Here is a 12,670-nt window from a genome sequence, read left to right on the forward strand (position 1 = left end):
AGGAGTATGCCGATGAGCCCGAAGAAGCGCCGCAGCAAGGGCCGCACCGCCCTGAACACGACCGTCCTCCTCGCGCTGCTCGCCACGAGCGGCTGGCTGACGGTGGAGATGCGGCAGCGCGCCGACACCGGGCGACTGCCGGCGCTCGGCTCGCTGCGCGCCGACCCCACGGCCTCGGACGGCGCCACGGACGCACCGGCAGCGGCGGGCCGGGTGACGTACCTGCGTTTGACCCACCCGGCGCGCACCGTGGCGCGGGACAAGGACGGCGACGTTCTGGCCACCTTCACCGACGGCGCCCGCACCGCCGTCCTGACCGGTCCCAGCCGTACCTTCGCCGAGCCGCGGACCACCCAGGCGACCGTGGTGACCGACAGCTGGGTGCGGTTGCTGCCGCGCGCCTGGACCAAGGGCGCCGAACAGCAGAAGTGGTTCACCACCTGGTTCCACAAGTACCTGGGCAGCACGGCCGAGGACGTGTTCGCGGTCGCCCTGCAGTACGGCGACGGCGCGAAGCCGGCGAAGAACGCCCTGGGCCAGCGCTTCCGGGGGGACTCCCAGTTCGGCCCGGTCGACGTGGTGAACCAGCGCAAGGAGCAGTCCGACTTCTACGACTACCTCGGAGCGAGCTTCACGTTCAAGGACGGTCTGCGGGAGACCCCCGAGAAGAGCAAATACGGCTCCCTCGACTGCTCCGGCTTCGTCCGCATGGTCTACGGCTACCGCAGCGGCTACCTCCTGAACGCCACCGACCAGTCCACCGGCGCCGGACTGCCCCGCACCGCCAACGGCATCGCCACCGGCAAGCCCGGGCTGCCGATCCTGCCCCTCGTCAAGACCGGCAACACCACGAACCCCCTGTACTACTACGCCCGTCCTTCGACCATCGACGCCCTGCAACCCGGCGACCTCGTCTTCTTCGAACTGGACAAGCGCACCGGGACCCGCCTGGACCACATGGCCATCTACCTCGGCCTGGACACCGACGGGCACGCCCGGTTCATCTCCAGCCGCAAGGAGGCCAACGGGCCCACCCTGGGCGACCTGGGCGGCGATTCCCGGTTGGACGGCGACGGTTTCTACGCCAAGTGGCTGCGCAGCGCCAAGCGGATCTGACGACGCCGCGGCGCGCACCCGCCGCGGAGGATGGGACCACATGCCCCTCGGGAACCCGAGCCCAGCACTCCGGCGCGCGGCCCTGCCGGCCGCCCTGGCGCTGCTGGCGATGACCGCCATCGCCCTCGCCGTCGTCGTCCTCCCCCGTCCGCACGGAGCCCCGTCACCGGTCCGCACCAACACGAGCCCGCCACCGGTCGATCTGGTCGACCGGGTCGGCTCGTTCGTCGCGGGCTTCTCCGGGACCGACGGCTACCGCACTCCCGATCCGGCCGAGCGCGCCCACCTGAGCCGGGGCGTCGAACTCGTCCTGAACGGCAGGACGGCCGCGGCACGCGAGGAACTGTCGAACATCGGTTTCACCGTGCGCGTCCTGCGCCTGACGGGATCGAACCGCCAGGTCGCCGAGGTGTCCGAGGAATCGGTCACGGAACAGGGCTGGGGACGGGTCTACGTCGATCTCAGCCGCCCGGCCCGCTGGAGCGTCCAGGTTCCCCATCCCCGCTCCGACCTGCGCAGCGAACTGATCGGCGCGGACCTGTTCGAACGCGTGCCGGGCGGCGTCCTGGTCCTCGCGGGCGCGCCGCGCGATGTCGGCCGGGGCAATGCCGCCGATGTCGCGCACCGCCGCGACAGCGCCTTCAACGCGGTCTGTGACCTGCTCGTCGCGCGCGGACTGCCCGCCGTCCAGGTGCACGGATTCGCCGACGAGAGCTCCCCGGGCCACGATGTCGTCGTCTCGCCGGGCGCCGCCGCCCCCGGCCCCGACGTGCGGCGCGCCGCCGACCTGATCGCCGCGGCGGGAGAGCGCGTGTGCCGGGTCTGGGAGCAGTCGTGCGGCCGTCTCGAAGGCACCACCAACGTCCAGAGCGCCGCCGCCGTCGAGCACGGCGTCCCGTTCCTGCACATCGAGAACAGCCGCGGCGTCCGCGACGACGAGGCGGCCCGCGCCCGCGTCGCCGGGGCGCTGGCCGACGTGGTCGAGCGCTGGAACAGGTAGTTCGCGGTCGGGATCGGTGGGGGACCCGGGGAGGTCGTGTCGTGGGGTGTGGGGGTGTCGTACGCTGCCGGGGCTATGGCTTGGTCCGCTGGGTGGGTCGCGAGAGGTTGACGGCGCAGAGCTGATGACACGCGGTAGTTGGGGGTCGACGCTTTCGGCTGGGGAGTTCGCGGCGGTTGAGGGGGTTGGGTTCGAGCCTGTGGGGGCGGTGCTCGGGACCGCTGTCTTCACCATCGGGTACGGCGGCGCTTGGGGTTGTCCGGGGGCGTGGTCGGGCGGTGGTCCGGCGCGGGCGGCGTTCTCGCCGTTGGTGAGGGCGATGTACGCGGCGCGCCGGCTGGCGCTCGCCCGAGCGGTGGCCGAGTGCCGTGCGCTGGGCGGCGACGGGATCGTCGGGGTCACGCTGCGGGTCGGCGGGTTCCCGGCGGGGGGTCTGGAGTTCACCGCGCTGGGCACCGCGGTCCGGGCCCGGTCGCGCATCCGGCCGCGGCAGCCCTTCACGTCGCATCTGAAAGGCCAGGACTTCGCCAAGCTCGTGCACGCCGGGTGGGTGCCCACCGGGCTGGCCTTCGGCATCTCCATCGCGTCCCGGCACGACGACTGGCGCACCTCGCGCCGGGTCCGCTGGACCGCCGGGAACCAGGAGGTCGACGGCTACACCCGGCTGATCAACCACGTCCGCCACGACGCCAGGACGCAGCTGGCACGGGAGGCGGTGGTGCACGGCGGCGACGGGGTGGTCGTGGACGACATGGAGCTGCGGGTGTGGGACAGCGAGTGCGTCACCTACGGGAACACGCAGGACCACGTCGCGGAGGCGGTCCTCGTCGGCACCTCGATCGCCCGGTTCGGCCGCGCGAAGCGGCCCGCCGTGCCCAAGCCACTGACCATCATGAGACTGGATCGGGAGCGCTGACATGACTGAACCATCCAGCCTGCACTCGGCCGGGGTGCCGGAGGACGCCATGCGGCGGCTCGCGCAGCCCCAGCCCGGGGAGAAGGCCGCCGTCTTCACGTCGGACCTGACGGTGAACGAGTTCCTGCTGGTGCGCGAGGCCGGCTTCCGTCCGCTCGGTCTGGTCCTCGGCTCCTCGGTCTACCACGTCGGCATCCAGCTCGGCCGGTGGTCGAAGAACCAGGAGCTGACCAAGCTGTCGCAGGCGATGTACCACGCGCGCGAACTGGCGATGAGCCGCATGGAGGCGGAGGCGTCCGCGTTGGGGGCGGACGGGATCGTGGGGGTGCGGCTGGACATCGAGTTCAAGGAGTTCGGCTCGGACGTCGCCGAGTTCATCGCCGTCGGCACGGCGGTGAAGGCGGACGGCGCGGACCCGGGGCCCGGCGGGAGCTGGCGCAACAACAAGGGCAAGCCGTTCACTTCGGACCTGTCCGGCCAGGATTTCTGGACACTGGTCCGGGCCGGATACGCGCCGCTGGACATGGTCATGGGGTCGTGCGTCTACCACGTGGCGCACCAGCGCTTCGCCCAGGTGCTCAGCAATTCGGGCCGCAACGTCGAGATCGAACCGTTCACCCAGGCGCTCTACGACGCACGCGAGCTCGCGATGAGCCGCATGCAGGCGGAGGCGGAGGAGCTCGACGCCGAGGGGGTCGTGGCGGTTCAGTTGCGGCAGCACTCGCACACCTGGGGGGCGCACACCACCGAGTTCTTCGCGATCGGGACGGCGGTGCGACCGCTGCGGGACGACCACGTCATCGACCGGCCGACCATGGTGCTGGGCCTCGATGACTGAGGCGGAACCCGAGAGGGAGGTGCAGCTGCTCGCCGCGGCGCTGCGCCGGGACAGCGCGGACCTGGACCTCTACGCCGAAGTGCTGTCGGTGACCCTGGTGGACTCGCTGCCGCCCGGCGCGGTGCGGGTCAGGCGCAAGCGCTCCGTCGCGGACCGGATGGCCGGGCGGCCGGGTTCGGTCACCGAGCTGGACGTCGCGCTGGGAGAGCGTCTGCTCTCGCTGCGGCGGGACCGGGACTCGCTGGTCGCGGAGATCCGCAAGGAGGTACGCGGCATCGTGCTCTCACGGCGCCCGGTGGGCCTGGACGAGTGGATCGACGCCCTGGCCCGGTCCCTGGCCGACGCCGCGGCCTCGAGCGCCCGTGCCCGCGACGCGGTCGAGCGCTTTCTGAAGTGACGGTGCGACGGCCGGTAGCCCGGACCTGGTCGAGGTCCGGGCCACCGGCTGGGCTTCCGGCCGGCGCAAGAGTCACGAGCGGCTTCTGGCCTCCGCCTGCTCTTGCAGGAGGCCCGCGATGCGGGCCAGGTCATTGCCCAGGTCGATGACCCCGTTGATGTCCGGGGTGGAGGCGCCGTTCACGACCAGGTAGAAGGTGTTCAGCCGGCCGTGGCCCGCGGCGAGGTAGCCGCCGATGGAGAGGCCGCCGACGGCCAGTCGATCGTTGACGGCGTCGCCTCCGACCACGGTGCCGGTCTTGGCCCACACCTTGCCCTTGCCCGGGCAGGTGCGGGACCCGTCGCAGACCCAGGCCAGCGAGCCGTCCACGCCCATGATCGGCAGCGCCTCGCGGAAGCGGTCGGCCTCGGGGGTCGTCTGCCAGTAGTGCAGGATCTCGTCCTCCACCCGCGGCGTGACGCGGTCGTTCGGGTTGCCGCCGCGGCCGTCGAGCAGTTGGACCTGCGTCGGGTCGATGCCGGCCGTGCGCAGGAAGTCGCGGAGGACGGGGAAGCCGTCCGCGCACTGGTGGCTGCCCGCCGTGACGGCCATCAGGCAGATCGCGAGGTTCGCCCCGAGGTTGTGACTGACCTTGAAGATCAGCTTCGCGTACTCGGCGAACACCGGGGACACGTACGCGGCGACGCGCCGCGTACCGTCGTAGGAACGCGGCAGCAGACCCGACGGGTTGCGTCCGGTCGGCCGTGCGGTGACCGTCACGCCCGCCCTGGCGAGTGCCTCGATCAGGGCCGTGCGCCCGAACGCGTCCGGGTCCTTGACCTGGGAGATCCGCAGCACGGGCTGGGCGCCGGCCGCGATCGTCCCGGACAGGGCGATGCGGGTGCCGTCCGGCGAGGTGGTGACCGCGATGTCCGTCGTGCCGCCCGCCGGGACCGTCTTCACGGTCGACGTCACCCGGTAGGGCGCGACCTGGGGCCGCCAGCTGAGCTCGGCCGGGCTGCCGGGGGAGGTGGGCGTGGTCAGCAGGTCGATGACGTTGTCGTTGATGATGAGCGGGGTCGGGCTTGGGTCCAGTTCGGGGGCCGAGGCGGCGCTGAAGAGCCGGGAGTCGATCGCCACGTCGCCCTGGACCTTGGTGATGCCCGACCGGCGCACCTGGTGGGCGATCGTGTCGATTCCCGCGAGCGGGTCCTCGGGAGTGAGCGTGGCGCCCGGGACGTCGTTCGCGTAGGTGTGGTCGATCGGCGTGTAGTCGACGGAGCCGTCGGGCTTCGTACGGCCGCCCATCGTGAGGTCGCCCTGCGCGACCAGCGCCAGCGAGCCCTCCAGGACGCCGCCGGCCCGGTGGCCGACGGCCTGCACGGGAGTGGTGAAGCGGTGGTCGCCGCCCAGCGCGTGCCAGGCGCCCGACACGCTGATCAGCTTGGCCGTCGAGCCGGGGATGAAGAACTGGTCCGGGTACCGCGAGTGGACGACGTGTCCGGTCGAGCCGTCGACCTCGAGCCAGCCCCACTGGGCGTGCTCATAGGCCGGCTTGTGCATGATCGCCGCGATCTCCGGCCCGAGGTCGTCGTGGTGCCCGGGCGGAGCCGCGGCCCCCGCCGTCGCGACCATGGCCAGCACCGTGGTGACGATGCCGGCCCAGGTACGGCGGCCTCGCGGAATCGATCTCAATGAACCCTCCAGTGCAGGGCCGGCGCACCAGCCGACGACTGACGACCCCTCAGTGGGGTCGATCAGCATGGTCATTCAGCACGGGGAGGCATACCGCGCCGAGACCCGGCGGCGAACGTCCCGGCGAGCCCGTTCACCCGCATGGACGGTCATCGTGCGCGAAGTCCCCGCTCGTGCGACTATCCGGCAGCGGCGGCGTCAACGCTCCGCCGCGAACGCGGTGAGCAGCAGCGCCACGTCGTCCGCGCGGTGTGTCGAACGGCGGGCGTCGCCCAGCAGCCGGTCGGCGAGTTCCTCCAGCGAACTCGCGTCGGCGTGGGCGAGCGAGACCCGCAGCCGGTCGATGCCCTCGTCGATCGGTGTCCCCGACTCCTCGACCAGGCCGTCGGTGTACAGGGCGAGCACCGACCCCGGCGGCGGCAGCAGTTCGCTGACCGGGTACTCCGAGAGCGGATCGACGCCGAGCAGGGCGCCGCCCGGGCACTCCAGCACGTCGGTGTGGCCGTCGGCGTACCGCAGCAGGGGCGGGAGGTGGCCGGCGCGCGCGATGCGGGCCCGCCCCGCGGTCCTGTCCAGCTGGATCAGACAGCAGCTGGCGAGCAGACCGGGGTCGAGGTCGGCCAGCAGCCGGTTGGTGCGCACCAGCACTTCGTTCGGCTCGCAGCCGCTGGTGGCGAAGGCCCGCACCGCGCTGCGGAGCTGTCCCATGGTGGCGGCGGCCGCCACGCTGTGCCCCTCGACGTCGCCGATGACCAGGCACAGTCCCTGCGCGGTGACGATCGCGTCGTACCAGTCCCCGCCGATCTCCATGCTCTGCGTCCCCGGCAGGTAGCGGGCCGCGATGGAGACGCCCGGCACGTCGGGCAGCCGGTGGGGCAGCAGTGCGTTCTGGAGGCCGCGGGCGAGGGCGAACTCGGTGTCGTACAGGCGGGCGCGCTCCAGCGCCTGGGCTATCAGGCCGCCCAGCGCGGTCAGCACGCTGCGTTCCTCGGTCGTGAACGGGTGCGGCTCGTCGAAGCCCAGGATGCAGCTGCCGACGGGGCGGCCGGAGGCGATCAGCGGGAGGAAGGCCCAGGCGCACATCTCGTCCAGCGGCAGGTCGGGGTAGGCGTCGGCCAGCTCGTCGACGGACGCGAAGAAGATCGGCGCGCCGGTGCTCAGCGTGTCCACCCCGGGCAGCCTGGCCCCCATCGGCGTGCCCTCGAAACTGTCCAGGAACGCCTCGGGGTAGCCCACCTGGTGGGCGAGGTTCAGCCGATTCCCGGCGACGACGTAGATCGCCAGCTCCTGGCCGCCGAAGGCCGGCAGTATCTGCTCCGCGATGGCGTTGCACACCTCGCGGACGGTGACGGCCTGGGTCAGCGTGCTGGCCAGTTGCAGCAGGCGGTAGATGGCCCCGACGCCGGCGCGCCGCGCGGGCGTCGGCGGCTCGAAGGCCGCGGGCGGGGTGGGCGCGGGCGGGGTCGTCCCGGAGGCCGTGGTGGGCGGGGTGGGCGGGGCCGTCGTGGGCGGGGGCTTCGTCCCGGTCGCTGTCGGCACCGGCCCGCTCCCGTTGCGCGCGGGCGGCCTGCCGGCCGGGACCACGGTGCCGGTGACCCCGTGCGCGTCGGGGTAGAAGGCGAAGGCCAGCCACCGGTCGGGCGGGCGGCAGGCGAGGTACGCGGTGGACTGCCGGGAGATCATCGCCGCGCGGTGGCGGTCCTCGTAGGCGGGGTCGGAGAGCCAGCCGAGGCAGTCCCACAGGTGCCGCCCGAGCATCTCCTCTCGATGGGCGCCCAGCAGCAGCTCGGCGCCGAGGTTCGCGTACGTGATCCGGCCGTCGGGATCGAGCGAGATGATGCCTTGCCGCAGCCGCTCGACGGCCTCGGCGGCGGCGACTCCGGTACCGGTGTCCAGGACGGTGCCCACCAGGTGGTCAGGGGTTCGGCCGGGCGCCGCCTCGGCCGCCCGGCCCCGCACCTCGACGGATCGCGACCGGTTGCCGGTCGTCACCCGCAGCCGCATGGCGAGGACGCGCCCCTCCAGCAGGGCGCCGCGGGCGGCCGAACAGAAGCCCGGTAGGTCGTCGGGGTGGAGCCGGGTGGCCACGGTCTCGGTCTTGCCGTCGAACCGGTCGGGGGCCCAGCCGAGGATCGCGCACAGCTCGTCGTCGGCGGAGACGGTGCCGGCGGTGAGGTCCCAGTCGAACAGCCCGAGCCGGATCGCCGTGCCCGGCGCGGTGGGCAGCTCGACCACCGCCGTGTGCCCGCCGCCCTCCACCCGCTCTCCCCCGGCCGCCAGCTCCGCCAGCAGGCCCCCCAGCCGGTTGGCGGCGGTCCGCAGGTGCCGGCGGGCGCTCGTCGGCAGCCCGGTGGAGGAGGGCGTCCACAGCCCGCACAGCACCCCGAAGGTCTCCGACCCGGAGACGATCGGCGCGCAGACGGAGGCGAACGAGTACGGCAGGCCCACCAGCAGCTGGGGGAAGCGCCGCAGCGTCTCCTCCGTCCCCGACAGGCAGACGCTGCGCCCGGTGCGGTAGGCCATCGGGGCAGGCAGCGGGCTGCGCACGGAGACACGGCGGAACGCGCCCAGCGCCGACACCGGGACGCCGGCGACGGTGCTCAGCACGAGCGAGCGGCGGTCGCGGGAGCGCAGGTACACCAGGCAGCTGTAGGCGTCGGTGTCCCGGAGCACCCTCCGCACGGCCGCCGCGAGCAGATCGTCCCGCTCCTGGTTCGCGGCGGGCGCCCGGGCCCGCAGGACGCCGTCCACGGGGATCTGCGGGGGTGCCGCCTGCCGGGCGGGCCGCGCCGGATCGGACTCATCGGACGGATCGGGGCCGCGTCGAAAACGGCGAACGCGATCGGGACCGATCCCGGTGCGCGCCGCCGCGGTACTGCCGGTCACTTGCGTCCCTCGCGGGTCCGCCGGCACACCCTGGCGCATGTCTTCTCTGTACGCCCGCCCACCAGGGGTGTCAAGGCGAACCGGAGTGGCAGGGGTCGCCTGGCGGGACGCGACCCCGCAGTGGCCCCCGCCGGCCACGGGCGGTCACCGCCACCGTCACCGCTCGGCCGGCACGTGCCCCGCCGGGACCGGCTGCTCGGACCAGATGATCTTGCCGTCGCTGGTGTAGCGGGTGCCCCAGTGCTCGGCCAGCTGAGCGACGAGGAACAGGCCGCGGCCGCCCTCGTCCGTCGTGGCCGCGTAGCGCAGGTGCGGGGCGGTGCTGCTGGCGTCGCCGACTTCGCAGATCAGGGTGCGGTCCAGGAGCAGGCGGACGGTGATCGGTCCGGCCGCGTGCCGGATGGCGTTGGTGATCAGCTCGCTGAGGATCAGCTCGGTGGTGAACGCGAGCTCGTCCAGCCCCCACCGCTCCAACTGCCGGACCGCGGCGGCCCGTACGGCGGAGACCTCGGACGGCTCCGACGGTACGGACCAGCGGGCGATCCGGTCCTCCGGCAGCGCGCGGGACCGGGCGACGAGCAGTGCGACGTCGTCCTTCGGTTCCGCGGGGAGCAGCGCGTCGAGCACCGCGTCGCAGGTCTGCTCCGGGTCGCGGTCGGGGCCCGCCAGAGCAGTCCGCAGGAGTTCGAGACCGACGTCGATGTCGCGGCTGCGGTCCTCGACCAGGCCGTCCGTGTAGAGGACCAGCTTGCTGCCCTCGGGCAGTTCGTGTTCCACCGCCTCGAAGGGCAGGCCGCCCAGGCCCAGCGGCGGCCCGGCCGGCACCTCGAGGTACTCCACCGTCCCGTCGGGGTGGACGAGCGCGGGCGGCAGATGGCCGGCGCGGGCCAGCTCGCAGCACCGCGAGACCGGGTCGTAGATCGCGTACAGGCAGGTGGCGCCGGCGGCGGGGGTTCCGCCGCCCGGGACCGCGTCGTCCTTGTCCATCCGGCTCACGAGGTCGTCCAGGTGCGCCAGGAGGTCGTCGGGGGGCAGGTCCAGCATCGAGAAGTTGTGCACCGCCGTCCGCAGCCGTCCCATGGTGGCGGCCGCGTGCATCCCGTGCCCGACGATGTCCCCGACGACCAGCGCGACGCGGGCGCCCGGCAGCGGGATGACGTCGAACCAGTCGCCGCCGACGCCCGCCCGCGCGGGCAGGTACCGGGAGGCGACGTCGAGGGCGTCCTGGTCGGGCAGCCCGTGCGGCAGCAGGCTCTGCTGGAGGGTGACGGCCGCGGCCTGGTTGCCGGTGACGGCCGAGTCGATCTGCTCCTGGGTGGTGTACTTCGTGTCGAAGAAGCCGGTGTTGCGGCCGACGCGCAGCACCGCCACCCGGTCCGTGACCGCCCGGACCTCGTCCATCTCGTGGCTCACCAGGAGCACACCGAGGTGCTGGTCGCGCAGCCGCTGCACCATGGCGAGGACCACGGCGGCCTGTTGCGGGCCCAGCGCGGCGGTGGGCTCGTCCAGGATGACGAGCTCCGGCTTCCCCAGCAGCGCCCGCGCGATGGCGACGCCCTGGCGCTGCGCGGCCGAGAGCGAGGCGACCGGGACGCGCAGGTCGGGGATCCGGACGGACAGGACGTTGAGCAGCGCGCGGGAGCGCTTCTCCATCTCGACCTCGTCGAGCCTCCAGAACCGGCGGACTTCGCGGCCGAGGAAGAGGTTTCCGACGGTGTCCAGGTTGTCGCAGAGCGACAGGTCCTGGTGGACGGCGACGATGCCGAGTTTCTGCGCGTCGAGCGGCGTACGGAGCTCGACCGGCCGGCCCTTCCACTCGATCACGCCGCTGTCCGGCGGTTCCACCCCGGCGATCACCTTGACCAGGGTGGACTTGCCGGCCCCGTTGGCCCCCACCAGGCCGATCGCCTCGCCCTCGTGGATCTCGAGGTCGACCTCGCTCAGCGCCTGCACGGCACCGAACCGTTTGGAGGTGCCGCGCACGGCCAGCAGAGGGGTGTCCCGCTCCAAAACTGCCTCCTACGTGCCCGGCCGACTCCGTGGTGCGCCGTGACGCACTTCGTCGGTGCACCGTGACACACCTCATCGGCGGGCCTTGACGCACCTCGTCCGTGCACCGTGGCGCACTTCGGCGTTCGGATTGGCGATCGTAGAGGACATCGGCACGGATCGGCCCCATCTGGATGATCCTGTGGCCGAACAGATGAGGGCGCCGGCCGGAGGCGTCGGTCAGCCGGCCCAGCGGCCGGAGGTGAAGGCGACGGCGAGGATGGTCATCAGGGGGGCGGACAGGCAGAGGTGGGCGGTGCGGATCCAGGGGCGGCGCAGCGACCAGTGGGCGAGCCCGATCCACAGCGGCCACCACAGGAGGGTTGCCCGGGGGATGGACATGTACCAGTACGAGGTACCCAGCGCCCAGAGCGTGAGGGCGATGTAGACCGCCTCCGGCCACCGCCGCCGCTGCAGGAGGCGGGCGAGGACGAGGACGCCCAGGACCATGGCGACGAGTTCGGCCCGGAACATGAAGGCGTATCCGGTGGTCTGGGTGTGCGCGAACGCCGAGTCCCAGGTGTTCTGCCAGGCCTCCCACGGGGTGTGGAACTGCCGGTACCAGCCGCGTTCCTGGGCGTGCTTCCAGGCCATCCAGTCGCCGGTCCCGGCGTGCAGGTACCAGGTGTAGACGAGGGCGGGCAGGACGGGGACGGCCAGCCAGGGGAGCGCGCGCAGCCGCCGGCGGCGGTCGGTGGCTGCCGGCAGACTCGTCAGGAACTCGACGACCAGGGCGGCCGCGAGGAACAGTCCGCTGACCCGGACGGTGGTGGCGCAGCAGGCCAGGACCGCCGCCAGCGGCCAGCGGCCCTTCTTGGCCGCCAGCCAGGCGGGCAGGGCGAAGGCCAGGAAGAGGGCCTCGGTGTAGCCGACGGCCAGGAACACCGCACAGGGCGACAGCAGCAGGAAGAACACCGCGTGCTCCCCCGCGTCGCCGTTGTGCGGCCTGCCGTCCGCTCGCGGTTCCGCGACCCCGGCCACGTACATGCGGGCTATTCGGGCCAGGGCCAGGACGGCGACGGCCCCGCCGACGAATGAGATCAGCAGGCCCGCCACCGTCCAGTCGGGCACGACGGTGTGCACGGCGCGGAGCACCAGGGGCAGGCCGGGGAAGAACGCCTCGCGGTTGTCCGGGGGCGCGGCGCCGGACCCGTCGGGGCCGCCGGAGTAGCCGTACTCGGCGATGCGGATGAAGTACGACCAGTCCCACTGCTCCCACCGCGAGAGCAGCGGCGGTGCCTCCTTGGCACGGCCGTCCCCGGTGAACAGCCAGCCGGCGCAGTAGGCGGTCATCCAGACGCCGATCCGGGTGACCAGGTAGAGCGTGAGCACCGTCCGGTCGGCGGCACTGATCGAGGAGAGCAGCCGGCGTGCGGCCGAAGGCACCGGCGGACGGCGGTCCCGCGCGCCGCCGTCCCCCCGCCGGGGGGAGGGCAGCACGCGGCGCGGGTCCACCGCGGCTCCGCTGCCGAACCCGGCTGCGGCCTCGGCCCCCCGCGTCCGCGGGGCAGGTACGACGGACATGGTTCGGCTCCAGACGGTGGGGGTGAACGCGGGGACGGGAACGGAGACGTGACGGTGTTTCGGGGCACGCGGGGTCGCCCGGTGGCGCGACCGGGTCCTTCGGGCGGGGGCAGAGGGTCAGGCGGGTGGCGGGGCGGGCGGTGGAGGTCAGCCGGGCGGTGAGGTGGTCCGCAGCGTCGTGTGTGCCCCGCCGCCCAGCGTGCTGCCGGGCGGGGAGGTCGCCGAGCCGTGGCCCGGCGCGCGCGTCGCCGAACCGCGGTCCGTTCGGCT

At 73.1% G+C, this 12,670-nt stretch carries 8 protein-coding genes and 2 pseudogenes; 5 read left to right on the forward strand and 5 right to left on the reverse strand.

From position 1 onward, the window contains the following. The first annotated feature begins 12 nt into the window (after positions 1-12). The 5 genes from M2266_RS17365 to M2266_RS17385 all read left to right on the forward strand — a co-directional run bounded on the left by M2266_RS17365 (position 13) and on the right by M2266_RS17385 (position 4,267). Positions 13-1,116, forward strand: coding sequence for an NlpC/P60 family protein (locus M2266_RS17365; protein WP_277439007.1), 1,104 nt, complete (start codon positions 13-15; stop codon positions 1,114-1,116). Positions 1,117-1,156: 40 nt separating this feature from the next. Then, complete coding sequence (locus M2266_RS17370) at positions 1,157-2,116, forward strand: hypothetical protein (protein WP_277439008.1); 960 nt, start codon at positions 1,157-1,159, stop codon at positions 2,114-2,116. Positions 2,117-2,435: 319 nt separating this feature from the next. Continuing rightward, entirely contained in the window at positions 2,436-3,032 is a 597-nt protein-coding gene (locus tag M2266_RS17375) for a heavy metal-binding domain-containing protein (RefSeq protein ID WP_277439009.1), read from the forward strand. Position 3,033: 1 nt separating this feature from the next. Continuing rightward, complete coding sequence (locus M2266_RS17380) at positions 3,034-3,870, forward strand: heavy metal-binding domain-containing protein (protein ID WP_277439010.1); 837 nt, start codon at positions 3,034-3,036, stop codon at positions 3,868-3,870. After that, the gene (locus M2266_RS17385) at positions 3,863-4,267 is read left to right on the forward strand and encodes a hypothetical protein (RefSeq protein WP_277439011.1); all 405 of its coding nucleotides are present in this window, start codon (positions 3,863-3,865) and stop codon (positions 4,265-4,267) included. Before M2266_RS17380 ends, M2266_RS17385 begins: the two co-directional genes overlap by 8 nt. A 72-nt stretch (positions 4,268-4,339) precedes the next feature. Here the strand turns inward: M2266_RS17385 and dacB are convergent, their stop codons facing one another. From dacB to M2266_RS17410, 5 genes and pseudogenes are all read right to left on the reverse strand, one after another. Further along, positions 4,340-5,941: a D-alanyl-D-alanine carboxypeptidase/D-alanyl-D-alanine-endopeptidase gene (gene dacB, locus M2266_RS17390; RefSeq protein ID WP_277439012.1), complete on the reverse strand. Its 1,602-nt coding sequence runs from the start codon at positions 5,939-5,941 to the stop codon at positions 4,340-4,342. A gap of 198 nt (positions 5,942-6,139) precedes the next feature. Continuing rightward, the gene (locus M2266_RS17395; RefSeq protein ID WP_277439013.1) at positions 6,140-8,827 is read right to left on the reverse strand and encodes a SpoIIE family protein phosphatase; all 2,688 of its coding nucleotides are present in this window, start codon (positions 8,825-8,827) and stop codon (positions 6,140-6,142) included. 156 nt (positions 8,828-8,983) lie between these two features. Further along, positions 8,984-10,099 (reverse strand): annotated as a pseudogene (locus M2266_RS17400) (ATP-binding SpoIIE family protein phosphatase); the annotation flags it as partial. A 231-nt stretch (positions 10,100-10,330) separates the two neighbouring features. Further along, positions 10,331-10,810: pseudogene (locus tag M2266_RS17405) on the reverse strand (ATP-binding cassette domain-containing protein); the annotation flags it as partial. Positions 10,811-11,056: 246 nt separating this feature from the next. Then, on the reverse strand, positions 11,057-12,400 hold the full coding sequence (locus M2266_RS17410; RefSeq protein ID WP_277439014.1) for a mannosyltransferase family protein: 1,344 nt from the start codon (positions 12,398-12,400) through the stop codon (positions 11,057-11,059). Positions 12,401-12,670 lie beyond the last annotated feature (270 nt).

The sequence above is a fragment of the Streptomyces sp. SPB162 genome, from assembly GCF_029504575.1.
Lineage (GTDB): Bacteria > Actinomycetota > Actinomycetes > Streptomycetales > Streptomycetaceae > Actinacidiphila.